Here is a 20,662-nt window from a genome sequence, read left to right as displayed (position 1 = left end):
CTCTAAAATCAGAGCAATTGGCAAAGCAAAAAACCATAGTCCCGTCTGCCAGCCCCAAAAAATTACACTAACACCCAAAAGAAACACTGGCATTTTCATAATTTCATTAACTCCTCTTGTATTTGACCGAGCTTTAAAATATGGCAGCTTGTTAAGTCATCTTTAATCAACTCTAAATTTAAGATATCTAATTGAGCGTCTCGCTCTGTTAAAATTAAAACTAAGGTATGGATACCGCGACTTCTCAGATAATCTACTAATCTTTTTCTAGGTGCGTCCCAACACAAAAATATACAAATGCAACCGCTTAGCAGAGAGATTTTCTCCTTCAAAACTGAGGTGAGCGAGTCAAAATCTTTATCCTGACAGGCACCGACGGAGGCGAGAATTTCTAGCATTTTATCAGTAGAGTTCAGCCCTCTGCCAAAGGTAAAACAATAAGCCTCTTGAACGACGAACATCAAATCCAATAAGGATTCTTGAGTCTGAACTTCATAGGATAATGAAGCAGCAATTGAAATTGCTTCTTCTAAAATTTCACTATATTTTACACTTTGAAATGTATCCAAAATTAGGGCGTGCCTCACAAAAAATTCATCCTGTTCTTCTTTGACCATTGGCTTACCTGCTTTTGCCCAACTTTTCCAGTGAATTTTGCGTAGCGGATCTCCCGATCGATAATCCCGCAGAGACCTAAATTCTTCCGAATCTCCTACGGATGAAGCTAATGTTACGCCACCTGATTGATATCTTCTTGAGCCAGGAAGCTGAATTGGTGGTAAATGATATAGTTTGGGTAAAATTAACATAGATTGGGGCAAGGAAATTGTTTTACAAGCATTCCAAATCCCAAAAGGATCAGACTGAGTAACTGTTAGACCACTGAGGCGGACAACGCCTCTGCAGGATGGCGTAATTTCACCTACCACTTCTGTTTGGCTATTGGGTGGAAGAGCAGGCAATTCTATGGCTTTAGCTGTGGCGCATTGTTTTCTATAAATCAGCCACAGCCAACGATAATACCCGAAGTATTTATCCAATGAAGTGCGCTTTTCTTCACCGGGTTCAGGTGTTTCTATAAATTCTTGAAAGCTTGGGTATGTGTCGGCAAAATTTTCCCACAATTTTAAGCTATTTTGACTCTGGCTAGTTTTGTTATGAATGAGAATACGGTATTTTAAAGTGACTCCAACAGTTGCAAACTTTGGTAAGAACCGTACTACATTGAAGCGGAAGCGAAAAAACTTACTAAAAATTATGGCTATTCCTATAATTGACAACAGGAAAGTAAAAATTTGATAAGTCACAGTCTGATTAGTATCTAATCCTAAAATTCCCGCTAAAAGCGTGCAGCTAAACACTGCTAACCCGTTATTGGTCAATCGCTTCTTTCGCGATCGATTTACACGCGCACCGAAGCGAAAAATAGCGTAGAAAAAACGTTTCATTTTTTAGGCTGGTACAGGAATAGATTTGATAATTTCTTCCACAACACCTGGAGCCATTCTACCAGAAAAACGCGCTTGAGGTTCCATTACTAGGCGATGAGCGATGACTGATACCGCCTGTTCTTGAATATGTTCTGGCGTAACAAACTCATAGCCATCGAACAAAGCTAATGCTTGAGCAACTTTCATTAAAGCTATGGAAGCTCTGGGACTCGCTCCTAGTTGTACGCCTTCGGCTGAGCGAGTTGCATTGACGATATCTACGAGGTAACGTTTCAATTCTTCACTAATTCTAACTTGCTTTACCTGCTGTTTTAAGCTAATGATATCCTCTAAATTAACGCAGGTTTGAAGTGTATCAATAGGATGTTGATGGATTTGGTCTCCGAGCAGGTTAACTTCGTCTTCGGGCGAGATGTATCCTAGACTAAATTGAACGGCAAAGCGATCCATTTGGGCTTCAGGAAGTGGATAAGTGCCACGAGATTCTACTGGATTTTGAGTAGCAATAACAAAAAATGGGTCTTTAAGTTTGTGCAAATTTCCGTCAATGCTGACTTGAAATTCTGCCATTGCTTCTAGGAGGGCGGATTGGGTTCGCGGTGATGACCGATTGATTTCGTCAGCCAAGACAATATTAGCAAAAATAGGCCCTTCGTGGAAATGGAACGTGCGTTGATTGGGGTCGAGCATGGATATGCCCAAGATATCGGATGGCAAAAGGTCAGGTGTAAATTGGATGCGTTTAAAGGTGACATCGACAGATAAGGCTAGGGCTTTAGCTAGGGTAGTTTTACCTGTACCGGGATAATCTTCTAGGAGGACGTGCCCGCCACTTACAAAGGCTGACAGCAATTTCCTGATTGCTGCTGATTGCCCTTTCACCACTTTTTGAATGTTGTTGGAAATCCTTTGATAAATTTCTCTGCCCGACTGAGCGTGATTTTCTGTAATTGCTTTATCCATTATTTATTGTGTTCGTAGCGTTCGGTTACTGTCCCGCTGATTGGCTTGTGCCGATCGATTTAACTATTTACAGCATTTTTCCAATAAGTATAAGTTTTTAAACCAATACTTTCTTTGTTTTCGTTATAGATATCATCTAAACATTTGAAAAGAGCTAAAGCGTAATTCTTTAATCCCAACTCTGTCAAACTTGTGAGAATTCTAGTCAGCCGCAGGTAGTTGTGATTAAAGTGTTCAATCCACTCTCTTTTTCTTGACAAATATTCATCGGATTTTGCAATTACAATTTCTGCGTTTTCCCCTTCGCGGCATTCCATCCCGTAAAATGCCAGCATGACTTTTAGAGATTTGACTAAGCGATTTCTCAACTCTTCACTGGTTCTAAAAGCTTGAATCACCTCATCATTTAAAGTCGGAGCACTGGAATTAAAGCGACTCTTTTCTCTCAGGGGAAACAGCCATTGAATGTAATTGTGCACGGATTCCAGCTTCTGGTAATCCCACGACCAAATATCCTCGATCGCCCGACCTTGTGAATCAGGCTGCTGACCGAGGTAGAATGCTAAAATTTTGTTTTGTTTGGTTGAATCACTCATTAGTTTCTTCACGGGCGGGCAGGATGCCCACCCCACAATAAAATTTAATTTTTCTGTGGAACAGGCATCCTGTCTGTTCTGGAAAATGGTGCAATATCTGAATTTTAAGCGAATTTAGGCTGCTTCGCCAGGGGTTTAAACCCCTGGCGGCTTCGCGGGCTTTACCGCAAAGTAACAAACTCTTCAGCAGTCGATGGGTGAATGCCAATAGTCGCGTCGAAGTCTTTCTTCGTAGCTCCCATATTAACAGCGATCGCCATTCCTTGAATAATCTCGCCCGCGTCTTTCCCAACCATGTGCACGCCCAAAACTCTGTCAGTATTAGTCTCAACTATTAACTTGACAAAAGTTTTCTCATCTGCACCGGTCAAAGCGTGAAACATCGGCCTAAACTTGGCTGTGTAGCACTTAATTGAGTCGGGGAACTTTGCTCTAGCCTGCACTTCGTTTAAGCCCACTGTACCTGCTTCCGGCTGAGAAAATACCGCTGACGGGACATTTTCGTAACTGATTGCTCTCGGATTGTTGCCAAATTCAGTATCTGCAAAAGCCCGTCCTTCGGCGATCGCAATTGGCGTTAAATTGATGCGGTTGGTGCAATCTCCCACTGCAAAAATGTGCGGCTGACTGGTGCGGCTGTCTTTGGTAACTGCGATCGCACCTTTATCTGTTTCTACTCCCGCATTTTCTAAACCCAATTTGTCTAAATTAGGCTGACGCCCGGTAGCGCACAACAGCGCGTCTACTATTAGCGTTCCTTCGGATGTTCCAGACAGAGTTAATTTTAAGCCTTCTGGGGTTTTCTCAATGTGGTTGATTGAGCTTTCGGTCAAAATGTTTATTCCGTGCTTAATCATTCCTTCTTGCACGTTGGTGCGAATTTCTGTGTCAAATTCGTTCAAAATTAAGTCACGGCGGATGATTTGAGTTACTTGGCTTCCCAAGCCGTTCATAATGCAAGCAAATTCGACGCCGATGTAGCCTCCTCCCCAAATTGCCAACCGTTTTGGCTGCTCTTTTAGTAGGAAGATTTCGCGAGAGGTAATCGCGTGTTCGATGCCGACAATTGGGACTCTTTGCGCTTCTCCGCCGACTGCAACTAAGATTTTGGCTGCGGTAAATTTTTTGTCGCCAACTTCGACGGTGTGGGGGTCAATAAATTTCGCGTATCCTGAGATTAATTCGACTCCGGCTTTTTCGAGGAAGCTGATATGCAGTTTGCTCAGCCGCCGCACTTCTGTGTCTACCGTGGTGACGAGTTTTTCCCAATCGAAACTGCTTTCTACTGGACTCCAACCGTAGCCCACCGCATCTTCGTAAAGGTGCGAAAATGTTGAGGCGTACACCATGAGTTTTTTGGGGACACAGCCGCGAATTACGCAGGTTCCGCCTACTAAGTCATTTTCGGCGATCGCCACTTTTGCGCCGTAGGATGCTGCTCGCTTGGAACTCGCCAATCCGCCGGAACCCGCACCTATCACAAACAAGTCGTAGTCGTATGTCATAATTGTCTGTACCTTCTTATCGCCCACTTACCAATTTTACGCTTTACTTTTCTTAATGATATCTCAAAAAAATTTTGTTTTTTTTGGGGAGCCACTACTTTACTGTTTGCGATTGATATGGTATTATTAAATAATAGGATATTATACGTTAATTTTAAAATTACTCACACTTCCATTATTAGATTATAACACAAGCGATCGACAAGAAACATATAAAAATGTAACTATTTTCGAGCCGCAGCCAAGAATAAAAGAGCTAATTGTCGATCGCTCGTTATAGCCGAGTCGAACTCCCGTAAATCCCTGTAAAAAAGCGCAACTTTGATGCTCTTCCCGATTTTTAAGGGGTAGTAGGGGGCAACAATCAGGGGCGATCGGGGCTAATCGCAGGGCAGCGATAGAAAACTGATACTACCCTAACCTATCGGGCCAATCACGGGAGATTATTACCCTACAGTTTTTGATAATTTCATCAATCGTTGATAATTGCTATATTATAAACATAAATTAATTCTCGGGCTAGCTTTATGATCGATTGGCTTGTGATCTGGGGAGTGACGCAAGGAGTTGGCATTCTCGTTCAACCCATCTTAGAAGACTTGATCAAAGACGGCGCGAAGGATTTTGCTAAAGATTTTTTTAAAGATTCTCTGAAAAACGTCTTCTTAGGCGAAAAAGACCCCCGACAAGTCGCAGCGGGCAAAGCGATCAAAAAGTTTTTGGAGTTGGTGCAACAGCAGTTAAAAATAGCCGGACTTCCCCCCGAGGAAATTAAGCGGTATATTAAAGATGTTAAACAGTTTATCAATAACAAGTCAGTTAAGGAAATTTTGGGCAAGGCTTTTGAGAGCGATCGCGAATCTCTCGATGCAGAACTTCTCGAACAAACCTGGACTCAACTAGATTTAACTTCTTTACCGCCAAGATTTAAGTGGCAAACCATCGCCAATCAGTATCTGGCAGAAGTTCAAGAAATTCTATTTGACTCAAAAGACTTGCGCGATATCTTGAATGCTCAAAATCTGGATAGCATTCAGAAAAATACTCAAGAAACGGCGGGGATTATCCCCGATTTTGACTTGAGGCAATATCAAGAAGCTCTGTGCGAGCGTTACAGCAATCTCAATTTAAGCAGCGTCGATCCCAATACCTACGATTATCGGGAAAAGCTGAAGGTTTGGCAAATCTTTATTTTCCAAGATGTGCGATCGATTTACGAATCATTTCTGCCTCAAGCTTACGAAATTCCTAAAGAACATCAACGGCGGCTGCAAGACAGCAATCAATTAGACGCGATCGATCTAGAAAATTTAGAGAAATATCGGCGCGGTTATTTTTCTCAGCCGATCGTATCCGTGTTAGATGTTATCAATGACAAGCAAAAGTATCCCTACATTGTTATTTTAGGCGATCCGGGTTCTGGCAAGTCTACTCTGTTACAATATTTAGCATTAAACTGGGCGCGATCGCCCTTAAATAGCGGGACATCTCTGCCGATTCCGCTGCTAATAGAATTGCGGACTTACATTCGCAGCGGGGAATCAGGAGATTGCAAGAACTTCCTCGAATTTTTCCATCAAAGTCCCGGTTCAATTTGTCACTTGAATCAGCATCAATTGCAGGAACAGCTTAAAGCAGGCGAGGCTGTGGTGATGTTCGACGGGTTAGATGAAATTTTCGATTCCGGGAAACGAGAAGATGTAATTACGGCGATTCATCGGTTTACCAATGAGTATCCCGGCGTGCGGGTGATTGTCACGTCTCGGATTATTGGTTACAAACCTCAACGGTTGCAAGATGCAAGGTTTCATCACTTTATTCTCCAAGATTTGAACGCGGAACAAATTCAGGATTTTGTTCGCCGCTGGCACGAATTAACTTTTACTGATGCTGGGGAAAAAGCGCGAATTCGCGATCGCATGGAAAGAGCATTAGCGTATTCATCAACGATTAGAGATTTAGCGGGTAATCCGTTATTGTTGACGATTATGGCGATTTTAAATCGAAGTCAAGAATTGCCGAGAGACAGGGCGGAACTTTACAATCAAGCTTCGCGGGTATTGCTTTATCAATGGGATGTGGAAAGGTCTTTAGTAGAAGATAGCAGGCTCGATCCGAAAACTATTGATGCTAAAGATAAGCAAGAAATGCTGCGGCGAGTCGCTTACGAAATGCAAGCAGCACCTGAAGGGTTGGCTGGCAATATTATTAGTGCGGAAGATTTGGAGAATACCCTGACAGCATATCTGAAGAATAAAGATTTCTATCGACCCAAAGAGCGGGCAAAGTTGATAATTAACCAACTGCGAACTCGCAACTTTATTTTATGTTATTTGGGTGCGGATACTTATGGGTTTGTGCATCGAACTTTTTTGGAATATTTCTGTGCGTCGGAGGTTGTATATCGATTTGAAAAAACGCGCCAACTTTCTTTAAATGAGTTGAAAACCGAAGTTTTTGGCACGCACTGGGATGATGAATCTTGGCAGGAAGTTTTGTGCTTGATTGCGGGATTGATAGATGGACGGTTTACAGGGAAATTGATTGAGTTTTTGATTGAGCAGTCTGAGGAATTTGAAAATTGCCAGAGCCTGTTTTTGGCTGCAAAGTGTTTGAACGAGGTGAGAGATAGAAAAAATATTGCTGGGATTGATAGTGAATTGCTTGAACGTTTAAAAGATTTAACGAAGTGTGTTCTCAGCGAGCAGAGCATAGCTCTTCATGTAAATGGCAAAGAAATTGAACTGGTTAGAGAAATTCATACTCAAGCAGTAAGTGCGATCGCCTTTACGTGGAAAGATGACCCTAAAACCTTACTTTGGCTCAAACAACTGGCTGAATCTGATGAGGATAATTGGGGTGTGCGATATTCCGCGATCCAAGAATTAGCAAGGGGATGGAAAGATGATTCCGAAACCTTACCTCTCCTCAAACAACTGGCTCAATCTGAAGATGACAATTGGGCCGTGCGACAGGCAGCAGTCCAAGAATTAGTACGGGGCTGGAAAAATGACCCGGAAACTTTACCCATTCTCAAACAAATAGCTCAATCTTATGATGATTCCTTTGTGCGACGTTTAGCAGTCCAAGAATTAGCATACGGATGGAAAGATGACCCTGAAATCTTACCTATTATCAAACAAGTAGCTCAATCTAGTGGTTGTAAGAGTGTGCAAAGTGCAGCAATTAAAGAATTAGTACGATGGTGGAAAAAAGACTCTGAAACCTTACCTATTCTCAAACAACACGCTCAATATGATGATAGTTCATATGTCCGAGAAACAGCACTTCAAGAATTAGCACGAGAGTGGGGAGATGACCAGGAAATCTTAGATATTCTCAAACAACGCGCTCAATATGATGATGATGCGGATGTCCGAGAAGTAGCAGTCCAAAAATTAGCACGTGGGTGGAAATATGACCAGGAAATCTTACCTATCCTCAAACAATGCGCTCAATATGACGATGATTCAGATGTACGATTTGCCGCATTACTAGAATTAGCACGTGGGTGGAAAAATGACCCAGAAACCTTATCTATCCTTAAACAACGCGCTCAATATGATGATGATTTCCGGGTGAAATTTTTAGCACTTACAGAGCTAGCATATGGGTGGAAATATGAACCAGAGATATTTGAGGGGTTATGCGATATTGCTATCAATCATCCTTTTGAACGTCAGTATAGCTTCCAATATCATCCTAGAAAAGTAGCACTTGAAATCATGGTCGAGCAATACTCCGATTACCCACAAACTTTAGAAATACTTCGCCATCTATTTGCCAACGATCCAGATGAAGAAGTCTGGCAGTTTGCCCACGAAAAGTTGACCGAATTAGAGAACCTGTGATACAAACACAAAAAGCAGAAAGACAATATGATTGTAGCTACTAATATCCCCAAAGCTTATGCAGAAATAGTTGATTTTTTGGCGACGACCATACTTCCCACAGCCTTATTAACTTTCAACTCTCGGAGGAAGCAAAAGAGCATATCACCGACCTAATTTATGCCCACAATAATCAAGGCTTGACCCGCGCTGGAAAAACCAAAATAGATAACTATCTAGTGCTAGAACATCAGATGACTCTCATCAAACAACTCACAAACACGTCGTTAAAGATTTAGTTTTTTTATATCTCGTCAATTAGCGTCCAAACGATCGCCACTCCAGCCGCCAAAACCGATAAGAAGTGTTAACTTAGTAGTTAGTTGTGTCGATCGCACAGAAAAAAAATGCCTGAACTACAAACCGATACATACCAAGACCTCGACCCGCAAGTCCTCTCAAAGCCCGTTGTTGTCGGTCTGGAAGAGGTAACAAAAGTTTACGGGATTGGCGACCTGGAAGTTCGCGCCTTAAACGGCGTCAGCTTGACGGTAAGACAAGGAGAATATTGCTCGATTATGGGCGCATCGGGTTCCGGCAAATCTACAGCTATGAATATTATCGGCTGTCTCGATCGACCTACGAGCGGCAGTTACTACTTAGACGGCGTAGATGTCGCCCAAATGCCAGAAGAAGAATTAGCCGGAATTCGCAATTTAAAATTAGGTTTTGTCTTCCAACAATTTCACCTGTTGCCTCAATTGACAGCATTAGAAAATGTCATGTTACCGATGGTATATGCCGGCATTCCCGCAGCGGAAAGACGCGAACGGGGAGTAGATGCTTTAACAAAAGTAGGCCTGGAAAGTCGTCTGCAAAACAGACCGAATCAACTATCAGGAGGACAGCAGCAGCGCGTAGCCATTGCCAGGGCTATTGTCAACCGTCCCGTGTTGTTGCTGGCTGACGAACCTACAGGTGCATTGGATACAAAAACTACTCAAGAAGTAATGGATATTTTTACCGAATTCAACGAAAGCGGGATGACTGTTGTTATGGTAACGCACGAACCCGAAGTGGCGCGCCAAACTCGCCGCGTTGTCTGGTTCCGCGACGGTCAAGTTATTCACAATAATCTCAACCCCGAAGAGCTTTCACACGCAGTATTTTAGTATAAATTTCGGTGAAAATTCGGCGATTGAAATCGCTTCTAAAGAAACGAAGTCCGCCTGCGCGGACTAAAAAATCAAGAGGGTATCAGTCCTCATAGCGAGGGCTTTAGCTATTAGGCAGGGGTTTTCAACCCCTGGCGGACTAATAGACAAAACGCCAGATATGTGATTAATGAAAAGCACTCGGAAAAGTTTCCCAAACTCGATCGACAAAATCTCTAAGTTGCCGAGATGCGATCGCCCCATCTTTTTTCTCAGAGTCCAGAGACTGCAACTGAGTCAACAGCGAAATTACCTCTGTATCTAAAGCCGCCCGAAACAAACTCCGCGGCCACAGCAAATCAGCACCATCTCGCAAATCGGATAAAGTGTATTCTTCCGACCATTGCGCCGATAAATCCTTCCCCGACGCCGATACAACTAACATCAAAGGGCGCACCCAACAAACTTGACGTGCCTCAACCACTTGGATTACCTCGGAATGCAGGCACGCATCTCCACATTCTAAACTGACAATTTGACCAGGCTTAAAGTTCAAAGCACAACCCATTAATGCTCACACTTAATACAGACATAACAAAGCAGCCAAATAAGTGCTGCATCTCTTCAGAGCACCCTAAAACATTATATCATAATTCCTTCTTCCTTCTTCCCCCTTCCTTCTTCCCCCTTCCTTCTTCCTTCTTCCTTCTTCTCAACTTTCATCAAGTTTTTTAAGAGCCATTTCGAGCTCGGCTGTCAACAATCGTGCTTCTTTTTTACCACCGCCACCATTGGCATAATCCGCCACGCAAATCGGAGAACCGATCGCAATTTTTACCTGAGAACCCCATTTAGGAATGCGCGGACGATAGCGGATACTCATCGGTACAATTTTCACCCCCAAACCCGGTTTGCTCAACTCTGCTTGCATTGCCAAACGCGCCAATCCCGGCTTAATCGGATGAACTTCGCCATCCTGAAAAATACCGCCTTCGGGAAAAATCACCAACATTTCCTTGTCGAGGAGTAGTTCCACCCCATAACGGAGACTGCCAATTGCCGGATGCTTGAGATCGACAGCAAACCCCCCCAAATGTCTGATGAACCAACCTTGCACTCCTTTGACCTCATCAGCAGTTACCATAAACCGCAAATCGCGTCCAGTCACCTTCTGTCCCGTTGAATAGGGCATCATCAGGGCATCCCACCGGGATCGGTGCGTAGGGGCTAAGATGACAGGTCCATCTTTCGGCAAGTGCTCCTGTCCGGTTACCTCAATCTTGCCAAAATGAAACGGTAGGACAACATAGTGACCTAGCGGATAGAGCAAGGAGGTTAACCAAGGAGAAACGCGAGAGGTATTAGATGCTACCTTGGCAGGCATTGGCTTCACTAGAGATGATTTACTGGACTCAACGGCGATCGTGGCGGTGTGGGGCATAGCAATTAAGCTGCTTTATCGAGATCTAAAGTCTAAAGTAAGGTGTTGGCCAAATCTTTAGTTTTTAGATCGGGACACTTTTGCTATTGGCCTTGTGCCGATCGAGCGATCGCGCCCGCAAGAGATAATCTCTAACAGGTAAAACCTCAGCCAACCGGACAGCACTAATGCAGAGCAGTCGGCCGCCTCGAAAGCTTGAGCGGGCAATTACGGATCTATTATTCCAGTTAAAGGTCAATTTCGATTAAACATCGCCCCGAAGAAAGTAAAAAATTTTACCTGTTAAATTTTCCGGCGTGCTTCAAACCAAGAAAGCAACTGATCGCGGCAAACAGACTCCATAATACCGCCAAGCACCTCTAAGCGGTGACACGAATGCGCGCTATCTGGAATATTAGCCGCAGTCCGAATCGTGCCAGTTTTCGGGTCATCTGCTCCGTATACCAGCAGACCAATCCGAGCTTGGACGATCGCACCAGCGCACATCGGGCAAGGTTCCAGCGTTACGTAGAGCGTGCATTGGTTAAGATGCCAGTCTTGCAAAACTTTGCCGGCAGCCCGCAAAGCCAAGATTTCAGCGTGAGCAGTCGGATCGCAATCTCGCTCTCGCCGATTTTGCGCTTCGGCAATCAATTTGCCAGTACCGTCAACAATTGCAGCACCCACGGGTACTTCACCGGCATCACCGGCTGCTTGCGCCAGTTCCACAGCCCTAGTCATCCAGCGTTTGTGAATAAAATAAGTAGTATCACTAATAGACAACGGCTCAGCTTTACAATTCACGTCATACCTAAGTAACAGAAAAACTTAAGATCGATAAATAAAGTTACATTACAGCTTAATCGAGAGTCTTTAATTATGGACACCACTACGATTACCACTGAAATTGTTGAGCTGTTGTGCCGCATTAGCCGACAGAAGCTGCGCGAACAAGATATCACTCCTTTGGTAGTGTTTCTGACGGCTCTAATTTCCATCCTGCGCGGAGTGATGATTATTGACAGGACGATCGCAGTTGAAGAAGAAGAACGGTTGCAAAAGACTCTCAAAGCCTTTGCCAGTGGCGACCGCGATCGGGTAGAACTAATTCAGCGCCTTGTCAAAGGAATCTCCAAACAGCAGGTTTACTTCAACCCCACGGAATTGCTAACCCTGACAGCTTTGTTCTCAGAATCAGAAAAGCTCTTGCTCATCGGTTCCGGCTACGAAATGTCAGCGGCAGACGGACACATCGATATGCGGGAGCAAATGTACTTACAGTCGATCGCAAATCGGCTCGGCCTCGACTCCAGACACATTGCAGTCATAGACACTTTATTTACTAAAGAAGGAACCCTCGACTCAGAAGCTTTTGCCGAAGTTAAAGCTTTACTCGATCCCAGCGAATTCGAGTCCCGCGATCCGGTATTTGGCAAAGCAGCAAAGCACTTGCTGAGTATTTTACTCCGCCAATAATCCAGCGCATATAAATTTTGGGGCAGTCAAAGTAGTGAGAGGAGTTCGAGGATTTGACGCTGTTTCCAATTGAGAGGGAAATTGGGCGCTCTTACCCTCAAAAACCGGGTTGTTTAACCCCTACCAAGAGCGTTGCACGGCATATGTTGATCAAAAACCAGGTTTCAGCCTAAGTCCCGCTTTATTTTTTTTGCAAGAGTCGATCGACCTTTGTATCCCATTGAACCGAATCAATCTAAAATCTAAAAGCGACTTGTCGCTGCCTTGATAGACCCAGCTTGGTCTCAAATCTAAAATTGATTGATTATGCAAATTGAATGGCAAACCGCCAAAACCTACGAAGACATTCTCTATCACAAAAGCGGCGGCACCGCCAAAATTACCATCAATCGACCTCACAAACGGAACGCTTTCCGTCCCAAAACCGTGCTGGAACTGTGCGATGCCTTTACTGATGCCCGCGAAGACACAAAAATCGGCGTTGTCCTTTTCACCGGTGCAGGGCCTCATACAGACGGCAAATACGCCTTTTGCGCCGGCGGCGACCAAAGCGTACGGGGTTCGGCGGGATATGTAGACGAAGGTGGCATACCCCGGTTGAACGTGCTCGACTTGCAGAAGTTGATTCGATCTATGCCCAAAGTTGTAATTGCTTTAGTTGCAGGTTACGCAATTGGAGGGGGTCACGTTCTGCACTTAATTTGCGACTTGACGATCGCTGCTGACAATGCTATTTTCGGACAGACCGGCCCCAAAGTAGGCAGTTTCGACGGTGGTTTCGGAGCTAGCTATCTCGCCAGAGTCGTCGGCCAGAAAAAAGCCAGAGAAATTTGGTTTTTGTGTCGCCAGTACAGCGCGCAGCAAGCCCTAGAAATGGGTTTAGTCAACTGCGTCGTGCCCGTCGAACAACTCGAACTAGAAGGCATTCAGTGGGCTCTTGAAATTTTAGAAAAAAGTCCGATCGCGATTCGCTGTTTGAAATCCGCTTTTAATGCCGACTGCGACGGTCAAGCCGGTCTGCAAGAACTGGCAGGAAATGCCACTTTGCTGTACTATATGACCGAGGAAGGCGCCGAAGGCAAACAAGCCTTTTTGGAAAAACGGCAACCTGATTTTAGTCAATATCCTTGGCTGCCATAGCTGTATGGAGAAATCAGTTTTTTTTATGCGCTCATATTAAAGTAGATGCTGCTGATTTTTATGAGTTAGTAAACCCAAATGCACCCGATCGTCCAAAAGTGTCAGTATTGATGCCAGTTCCCAAAAAGAATGAAACTGCTTTGTCAGATCCAAACCATGATAATGATCAGTGATTTCCCAATCTAAAATCGAAAATGGTATTAGCTATCCTGCTGCCGACTAACTAAACTGAGACTGCTGCTGCCGATTTTTCGGTTAACGTTGTGCCTGTAAGCTGGCAGGCATAGCGCTCGGAAAGAGTGACGGTGGCATCCTGCAGCGTCAGAGTCGATTCTTGCCACAGTCCAATTTCTTCTATCTTTTCCCAAGATGACCTAAAAGGCGAAACCGCTAAAGCACAAGCTTTCCAGTGACTTTGAACCGGCCCGCTTAGTAGAGCGCAAACACCTCCGCGTCTGCCCTCAGGCGTATAGTGACGGCAGTGACCACAAGCTGAAGTTAAAGGTGAAGTTAATGAGGTTTGCATAAAAGTTCTTAGGGAAATCATTTTCATCTCTAATTCTCCTTTGTAGAGCTAGCTGGTTTTAGAGCATCCCAACCTTTATGCTGTCAGGGTTGTAGCGATCCCCAAAGCATAAATAAATTTTATAATTTATTTATAATCTCGTTATATATAGAAACAATTAGCTCGGTGCTTGCTCATTGTATAGGTAAAAACACAGGTTAAAAGTTTATAAAGGCGTTAGGGATCAAGAAAAAGTACAAATGCCCAAGGAGTATGAGAGGTCACAAATAAGTGGTAGCTCAGGATACAAAAAGTGGCTGAGAGTGTCGCTAACTAGCCTCCGGGAAACAGCAATAATTAAGTTTTCAAATGAAAATGAAAAATAGCTGCAGGCGATCGACAGCAGGCGATCGGGCCCCTGTTGCATTGACGCCAAAAGTAGCTAATCATAAAATAGGCAATTTTTCAAGCTTCTTGTTTATATCTACCAAAATTTTGGGGTGAGAGCCTCGACCATAAGCGGGCGACTTTAATTGGCTCTAAGAAATCCTTAGACGATTTGTAGACTTGCTGTATGCTAAGTCAAGGAGGTGAAGCAAGTGTTTAATTTGACGTTTGAATTTAAGTTGAAGCCCACAGCAACACAAATAGCAGTTTTTGAAGATTGGCTAGAACAGTGCCGCAAGGTGTACAACTATGCCCTAAGAGAACGCAAAGACTGGTACAACTCACGCAAATGTCAGATCAACTCTTGCTCCATTCACTCCGAGTATATTATTCCTGCTGAGGTAGCTAGACCGACATATTCAAGTCAGTGCAAGGCTTTAACAGCATATAGGAAGACCAGCCCCGCATTGCAGCGAGTCAACGCTCAGGTGTTGCAACAAACGCTGCGGAGATTGGAAAAAGCTTTCGTCAGTATGTGGGAGCAAAATCACGGGTTTCCTCGGTTCAAAAAACAGGGGGCTTTGAGGTCTTTGAGTTTCCCACAGTTGGGTACAACTTTCCATCAAGGCAACCGCTTTAAATTGCCTTTAATTGGCTCAATAAAATTTTGTCAGTCGCGTCCCATCCCCCAGGGCGCAATCGTCAAACAAGCTCGCGTCGTTAGACGGTCTAGTGGCTGGTATATAATTTTGACTTTGCAATGGGATGTCTCAATTCCCGATATCATTCCTCATGGCAATCCCGTAGGAATTGATGTAGGGTTGACTAATTTGATTGCAACTTCTAACGGGCTTTTAATTAAAAGAACGAGGTTTTTTGCTGACGCCGAATGCAAGCTTAAATTGCTGCAACAGCGCGTTACTAGAAAAAAAATCGGGTCAAATAATTGGAAAAAGGCTCAGAAAAAAGTCGCCTTGCTGCATGAATACGTGGCAAACTGCCGAAAAGATTGGCATCGCAAGTTGTCACATCAAATCTGTGATGACGCGGGTATGGTGTTTGTCGAAGACCTTAATCTGGTCGGACTGAAAGCGGGGATGTTAGGTAAGCACTGCTTAGATGCTGGGTTTGGGCAATTCTTCAACATATTGGAGCAAACTTGCTTTAAGCGCGGTGTGTATTTCCAGAAAGTAGATGCTAAAAAGACTAGCCAAATCTGTCCCAATTGCCTTAACGAAACAGGCAAAAAAGAGTTATCAGAACTCACTCACTCGTGTCACAATTGCGGCTATACAACCGACAGAGATGTCGCAGCCGCACAAGTAGTTCTCAAGCGAGGACTTGCAGCCGTAGGACATACGGTCAAGATGCTTGCCGAGGGTAAATTCATTGGAATCCCTGCGAAGCAAGAATCCCCACGCCTTTAGGCCCGGGAGTGTCAAAATCAAAACATTAAAATTAATTCAGAGGCGGTAGGAGTTTTGCTAATGAGTAAGCGTTCTTCGGTTGAATCCCCAAATCATCAATCCTCTTCAACCCCAATCAAGCCTGCTTTGCAAGCAGTCCTGGGGAGTCTAGATGTAAACCTAGAAGCAGAACTGACCACATACAGAAGGCACAGGAGGCGCGCCGAACAGTGGGTGTCGCCCTCAGTTCGTACCGGCAAGCAAACAGCCACAACCGAGCAACAGCTAGCCCAAAATTTGGCGGCGGAGACTCCAGAGGAAACTCAGCAGCCGCTATCGCTGCCCCTATCCCTTGCCGGCACTCAGGGTGATGCCCCGCTAGCAACTACCAGGGGTGGCACAAAACTATCTAGCAGTGCCTTTGCACCCAACAATTATCTCGAATCAAGCGAAAAACTGATCGAAAGTTTGGACGAGTCAAAAGCTGAGCCTGCGGTCGAACGCAGTTTAGCCGCCAGTTTGTTAACTCCCTTGGGACTGAGTTCGATGCTGTTGTTTTTGCTGTCGTGCACAGCTTTGGGCTACGCAGTCATGTACCCGTCAAATCTAGTTAAGATGGCTGGCCTGAACCGTTTGCTCGATCGCACCTCACCCTCTCCAAGCGACAGTCCCGCCTCTAGTTCCACCTCAGACACCAGCACCAAGGAACTGCCGAAAGCTCCAAATCTGGTATCCAAGGAATTTGTCGAGCTAGATTTGAGCACTCTCAGCAATGTTAAGCCGACAGTCAGCCCGATTCCTTCCCCGTCACCAAAAGCATCAATCCCGCCAACTCCGCCAGCGCCTCCGGGCCCCAGCGGGGCTGTGCCGATTCCTACAGAAGACGGCAACCCGGCCAGAGGCAGGGAACAAGGACTCAACAATCTGAGCACGGCTTTGCTTCCCACTCCCAGCCCCAGCGCCGCGCAGCCTGTGCCGACACTGCCGACACTGCCTCCAACACCCTCCCCAGCCCAGCCAGCAGCCACATCCCCGGCGACAGCATCCCCGGCGACAGCATCCCCAGCCGCCGCAGCCCCGCTGGGAAGGCCTGCACGGGCTGCCGACGGTTTCTATTACGTTGTCACCGATTACACCGACGAAAAATCGCTCCAGCAAGCCAGAAGAGCAGTTCCGGATGCCTACGTGCGGAACTTCTCAAAGGGTGTCAAGATCCAAATGGGGGCCTTGAACGATCCGGCCTCAGCAGAACGTTTGGTGAAAGAACTCCAAGAAAAAGGGGTGAAGCCACAATACTATCAACCATAAATTAGGCAAAGACAATTAAACTAATGATCGGGGAGTAGGTTGGGCCGAGGCACGAACCCTCCGTTTCGCTTCACCCAACATTTGCTCAGTTTTGATGGGTAATGCTCGCGCCCTACCCATCTTAAAAATAATCATGACGACCTAACTTAGAGGGAATTAAAATTTCACAATTAAAAATTAAAAATACGATTGAGGAGTTTTCATTTTTAATTGTTAATTCTGATTTCTCTGTCTTAATTCTAAAGTTGAAAATCGGGAGACGGGCAAAATGGGATTATTCGATCGCCTATGGCGAGTGATTCGAGCCAATATTAACAGTTTGGTCGGGGCGGCCGAAGACCCAGAAAAAATTCTGGAACAGGCTGTAATGGATATGCAGGAAGATTTAGTGCAGCTCAGACAAGCTGTGGCAGGGGCGATTGCAGCTCAAAAACGCACTGAACGCCAGTGCTCCCAAGCTGAGTCTACAGCAGCAGAATGGCATCAGCGGGCCCAGCTAGCTTTGCAAAAAGGCGAGGAAAATTTGGCGCGGGAAGCTCTGACGCGCAAGAAATCTTATCAAGAAACGGCAACGGCGATGAAAGCCAGTCTCGGACAACAGAACGCTGTTGTGACTAAACTTAAAGAAAATATGCGGGCGCTCGAAAGTAAAATTTCCGAGGCAAAATCTAAAAAAGATATGTACATTGCCCGAGCTCGATCGGCGGCATCGTCGGAAAGGCTGCAAGAAATGATGGGCAATCTCAGTACCGGCAGCGCTTTGAGCGCGTTTGAACGGATGGAAGAGAAAGTCATGCAGCTAGAAGCTCGCTCCGAAGCAATCGCAGAACTCGGAACTAACGATTTAGAAAAGAAGTTTCTCTCTCTCGAAGGTGCCGACGATGTGGATACTGAGTTGGCGGCGATGAAAGCACAAATGCTTCCGGGCAAGAATACACCCAAATTGCCGTCTAGCGAGCCGCCCGCATCCTGAACCCCAGCAGCAGAACAAGAGTCGGGACGTGCAAAAACTTCTCAACAGCCTAGCTAGAGATGGCTCGAAGCCTGTTGGGGAATTCCCGGATCGAAGTTAAACTCAATAGATAGGTGCATGAATAAGCTTGCCTGCATCACATTACTCGATCGCTTTAAACTGGATTTATCTGTCTGCAAAAATTGCCAAAAACTAAATCTCACTAAAAATCTGACAAGAGTGAATTTCACAACTGCGGGCTAGGGCTATCAAGCCTGCTTTCCGCCTACCTTCGTACACCTCACCCAGGAAAAATAGCATTATGGGATTATTTGACCGCATTAGCCGAGTCGTCAAAGCCAATCTTAACGATCTGGTAAATAAAGCTGAAGACCCGGAAAAGATTTTAGAACAGTCCGTTACGGATATGCAGGAAGACTTGGTGCAGTTGCGTCAGGCCGTTGCCAGCGCGATCGCTACTCAAAAGCGCACCCAGACTCAGTACAATCAAGCTGAATCTCAGTCTAACCAGTGGCAGCAGCGCGCTCAGCTAGCCCTGCAAAAAGGAGACGAGACTTTAGCGCGGGAAGCGCTGGTTCGCAAAAAGTCTCACGCTGAAACGGCGGCTACGCTGAAAGCCAGTCTGGATCAGCAATCGGCTCAGGTGGAAAGTCTCAAGCGCAACTTGATCGGTTTGGAGAGCAAAATTTCCGAAGCTAAGACGAAAAAGGATATGCTCAAAGCGAGGATATCCGCTGCTAAGGCTCAGGAACAGCTCAACAATACCATTGGCACATTGAATACTGGCAGTTCAATGGCAGCTTTTGATCGCATGGAAGAAAAAGTTTTGCAGATTGAAGCTCGCGCGGGGGCTTCGGCAGAATTGGCCGCCGGCGGCAGCAATTTAGAGGAACAGTTCCGCTTGCTCGAAAGCGGCGGTGATGTTGACGACGAGTTGGCTCAGATGAAAGCTCAACTGACCGGAGGTTCTGTGTCTCAAGGTCAATTGCCGGCTGCGGGTAAAACGGCAGCAGCTAGTAGCTCGGAGTCGAGCCCGGTGATTGACGCTGAGTTGGAAGAATTGCGATCGCAGCTCAATAAAATGTAGTAATCTCTATCAAAATTTACCTATTTCTCAGATCGCAGGTTTGATACAGCGTATTCCAGGTTGATGAAGTGTAGGGACAAAGGCTTTCGCCGTGTCCCTACGGGGATAGAACGATAGGCGGGGTACTTCATAAACGTCGAATCTGCTGTAGAATGATCCGCCGACCTACAGGGCTAGCTTGGGAGGTCGGAGTTTTTTTAGTTATTTTTGTATACACAAAGAATGGCTTTTGTCAACCATCTTTATATTGACTTAAGGAATGAAGTGTTTAAACCCACATTCCGCAGATATTTAGACAAATTTAATAGTTTTAAATTGGGAGGCATAAAGCCATGAAATCATTTGTGACAAGTTAAGAAAAAGTGCAAATTGTCAAGGGGGTAGACCAAACAAGGTAAAATAGGATGAAACCTTTACGGGGCAAGCAGTTGAGCCATAGTTGAACCAGTTATGAGTAGCAAAAAAAGAATTAACCGAGATCATGCAAAGAAAAAAAATAGTCCCCAAATAGAAAATGAAGCGATTGCGAATCATTTGGAAGATTTATTAATTCCAGCAATGGCTGCTCAAAAAACTTTTTATCGCCAACTAAATTTAAGAGATAGGATTCTGACACTACCATTAATGATCAGGGTAAGCTGTTGCACATTTAAACTGTGATACAAGCATTACCCTTATTTTTGATTTTGCGACCCCATTTAATTATTAATTGCCCTTCATTTAAGAGGCGGTGCAATAAATACTCTAGTTCTTCAATAGATGTAAAAAGTCGATTGGCAATATATTCTTTTGTCGAATGCCATACTAATTCAGCTAAGTTATAGTCTGGGCTGTATTCGGGGAGGAATTCTAAATGAAGATTAGGCATTTCTGTTTCAATTATTTTCAGGTACTCTTCTTTCTTATGAAAACTAGCATTATCAAGAATAATCACTATTTTCGCTCCTTTTTCAGCAAATTCTGAGGCTTGATTACGGGTGCATCTCACTTTGGCAAATACATCAAATTGAAAGTTGACCGTTGAGATAAGCACAGCGAAGAGAAAGGATAGAGGGAACGCTCTCAATTTTCCATTGCGCTCCTGATATTTTCACCCTGAACCCAATTCGTTTAATAATTGATTCAACTGTTCCCGAACCTATCGAACTTATGGACTCTTCTTTATAGTATTGGTAGTTGACTATTCGGCAGCGATGGGTCTCTAAATAGTTACAAAATGTTTTAAATCCTTTTTTTTTCCTCTCTTTCAATAGATTGATAACTTCATCTATTTTACCTTGCCACAACATATTTTCTGCTAGTTTTAAACGTTTTAGCGAACCTCCTACCTTGTAAAGATTTTCTTTCAGATGATACCAATCTAAGATTTCTTGTCTTTGTTCAGTATCTCCTATTTCTTGAAATATTTTCCAAATTCCCGCATGACCATCTCCTAGGCAATACATAGGATGTAGTAATTTT

The 20,662-nt window shown here is 44.6% G+C and carries 17 protein-coding genes and 3 pseudogenes; 9 read left to right on the top strand and 11 right to left on the bottom strand.

The window, feature by feature from the left end; genetic code table 11:
- Nucleotides 1–95 precede the first annotated feature (95 nt).
- From QT994_RS04855 to gor, 4 genes are all read right to left on the bottom strand, one after another.
- Nucleotides 96–1,307 carry a DUF58 domain-containing protein gene (locus tag QT994_RS04855; protein WP_333172220.1) on the bottom strand — a complete coding sequence of 404 codons (1,212 nt, stop codon included), beginning with the start codon at nucleotides 1,305–1,307 and terminating at the stop codon, nucleotides 96–98.
- 144 nt (nucleotides 1,308–1,451) lie between these two features.
- Nucleotides 1,452–2,414 carry a MoxR family ATPase gene (locus QT994_RS04850; RefSeq protein WP_333172218.1) on the bottom strand — a complete coding sequence of 321 codons (963 nt, stop codon included), beginning with the start codon at nucleotides 2,412–2,414 and terminating at the stop codon, nucleotides 1,452–1,454.
- 59 nt (nucleotides 2,415–2,473) lie between these two features.
- Entirely contained in the window at nucleotides 2,474–3,010 is a 537-nt protein-coding gene (locus tag QT994_RS04845; RefSeq protein ID WP_333172216.1) for an opioid growth factor receptor-related protein, read from the bottom strand.
- Nucleotides 3,011–3,171: 161 nt separating this feature from the next.
- Nucleotides 3,172–4,515: a glutathione-disulfide reductase gene (gor, locus tag QT994_RS04840; protein WP_333172214.1), complete on the bottom strand. Its 1,344-nt coding sequence runs from the start codon at nucleotides 4,513–4,515 to the stop codon at nucleotides 3,172–3,174.
- Between the two features lie 527 nt (nucleotides 4,516–5,042).
- Here gor and QT994_RS04835 point away from each other — a divergent pair.
- Both QT994_RS04835 and QT994_RS04830 read left to right on the top strand, forming a co-directional pair.
- Complete coding sequence (locus tag QT994_RS04835; protein ID WP_333172212.1) at nucleotides 5,043–8,366, top strand: HEAT repeat domain-containing protein; 3,324 nt, start codon at nucleotides 5,043–5,045, stop codon at nucleotides 8,364–8,366.
- A gap of 386 nt (nucleotides 8,367–8,752) precedes the next feature.
- Complete coding sequence (locus QT994_RS04830) at nucleotides 8,753–9,517, top strand: ABC transporter ATP-binding protein (protein WP_333048723.1); 765 nt, start codon at nucleotides 8,753–8,755, stop codon at nucleotides 9,515–9,517.
- 169 nt (nucleotides 9,518–9,686) lie between these two features.
- On the opposite strand, the gene QT994_RS04825 is transcribed toward QT994_RS04830, so the two are convergent.
- The 3 genes from QT994_RS04825 to tadA form a co-directional block, all read right to left on the bottom strand.
- Complete coding sequence (locus QT994_RS04825; RefSeq protein WP_445243870.1) at nucleotides 9,687–10,055, bottom strand: hypothetical protein; 369 nt, start codon at nucleotides 10,053–10,055, stop codon at nucleotides 9,687–9,689.
- Between the two features lie 156 nt (nucleotides 10,056–10,211).
- Complete coding sequence (locus QT994_RS04820; protein WP_333172207.1) at nucleotides 10,212–10,940, bottom strand: lysophospholipid acyltransferase family protein; 729 nt, start codon at nucleotides 10,938–10,940, stop codon at nucleotides 10,212–10,214.
- A 282-nt stretch (nucleotides 10,941–11,222) separates the two neighbouring features.
- Nucleotides 11,223–11,723: a tRNA adenosine(34) deaminase TadA gene (gene tadA / locus QT994_RS04815; protein WP_333048720.1), complete on the bottom strand. Its 501-nt coding sequence runs from the start codon at nucleotides 11,721–11,723 to the stop codon at nucleotides 11,223–11,225.
- A 75-nt stretch (nucleotides 11,724–11,798) separates the two neighbouring features.
- Between tadA and QT994_RS04810 the strand changes: the two genes are divergently transcribed.
- Together QT994_RS04810 and menB are read left to right on the top strand one after the other, a co-directional pair.
- Nucleotides 11,799–12,395 (top strand): TerB family tellurite resistance protein, encoded by a 597-nt coding sequence (locus QT994_RS04810; protein WP_333172205.1) that lies wholly within the window; start codon nucleotides 11,799–11,801, stop codon nucleotides 12,393–12,395.
- A 306-nt stretch (nucleotides 12,396–12,701) separates the two neighbouring features.
- Complete coding sequence (gene menB, locus QT994_RS04805) at nucleotides 12,702–13,535, top strand: 1,4-dihydroxy-2-naphthoyl-CoA synthase (protein ID WP_333172203.1); 834 nt, start codon at nucleotides 12,702–12,704, stop codon at nucleotides 13,533–13,535.
- 223 nt (nucleotides 13,536–13,758) lie between these two features.
- Here the strand turns inward: menB and QT994_RS04800 are convergent, their stop codons facing one another.
- Nucleotides 13,759–14,061 (bottom strand): hypothetical protein, encoded by a 303-nt coding sequence (locus QT994_RS04800; RefSeq protein WP_333048717.1) that lies wholly within the window; start codon nucleotides 14,059–14,061, stop codon nucleotides 13,759–13,761.
- A gap of 578 nt (nucleotides 14,062–14,639) precedes the next feature.
- Between QT994_RS04800 and QT994_RS04795 the strand changes: the two genes are divergently transcribed.
- The 3 genes from QT994_RS04795 to QT994_RS04785 all read left to right on the top strand — a co-directional run bounded on the left by QT994_RS04795 (nucleotide 14,640) and on the right by QT994_RS04785 (nucleotide 18,114).
- A complete protein-coding gene (locus tag QT994_RS04795; protein ID WP_333172201.1) occupies nucleotides 14,640–15,854 on the top strand; it encodes a transposase in 1,215 nt (404 codons plus the stop codon).
- Nucleotides 15,855–15,914: 60 nt separating this feature from the next.
- Nucleotides 15,915–17,141 (top strand): SPOR domain-containing protein, encoded by a 1,227-nt coding sequence (locus QT994_RS04790; RefSeq protein WP_333172199.1) that lies wholly within the window; start codon nucleotides 15,915–15,917, stop codon nucleotides 17,139–17,141.
- 268 nt (nucleotides 17,142–17,409) lie between these two features.
- Complete coding sequence (locus QT994_RS04785) at nucleotides 17,410–18,114, top strand: PspA/IM30 family protein (protein WP_190663798.1); 705 nt, start codon at nucleotides 17,410–17,412, stop codon at nucleotides 18,112–18,114.
- A gap of 53 nt (nucleotides 18,115–18,167) precedes the next feature.
- On the opposite strand, the gene QT994_RS04780 is transcribed toward QT994_RS04785, so the two are convergent.
- On the bottom strand, nucleotides 18,168–18,317 hold the full coding sequence (locus QT994_RS04780) for a hypothetical protein (RefSeq protein WP_333172197.1): 150 nt from the start codon (nucleotides 18,315–18,317) through the stop codon (nucleotides 18,168–18,170).
- 98 nt (nucleotides 18,318–18,415) lie between these two features.
- On the opposite strand from QT994_RS04780, the gene QT994_RS04775 reads away from it, so the two are divergent.
- Together QT994_RS04775 and QT994_RS04770 are read left to right on the top strand one after the other, a co-directional pair.
- Nucleotides 18,416–19,201 (top strand): PspA/IM30 family protein, encoded by a 786-nt coding sequence (locus QT994_RS04775; RefSeq protein WP_006635936.1) that lies wholly within the window; start codon nucleotides 18,416–18,418, stop codon nucleotides 19,199–19,201.
- A 450-nt stretch (nucleotides 19,202–19,651) separates the two neighbouring features.
- Nucleotides 19,652–19,831, top strand: a pseudogene (locus QT994_RS04770) (hypothetical protein); the annotation flags it as partial.
- Nucleotides 19,832–19,850: 19 nt separating this feature from the next.
- On the opposite strand, the pseudogene QT994_RS04765 reads toward QT994_RS04770, so the two are convergent.
- Nucleotides 19,851–20,174, bottom strand: a pseudogene (locus QT994_RS04765) (transposase); the annotation flags it as partial.
- 28 nt (nucleotides 20,175–20,202) lie between these two features.
- A pseudogene (locus tag QT994_RS04760) lies at nucleotides 20,203–20,662 on the bottom strand (ISKra4 family transposase); the annotation flags it as partial.

It is taken from the genome of Microcoleus sp. S13_B4, assembly GCF_036700885.1.
Taxonomy (GTDB): domain Bacteria; phylum Cyanobacteriota; class Cyanobacteriia; order Cyanobacteriales; family Microcoleaceae; genus Microcoleus.
The sequence above is the reverse complement of the archived record's forward strand: the minus strand, read 5'-3'. Positions and strand labels throughout refer to the sequence as shown.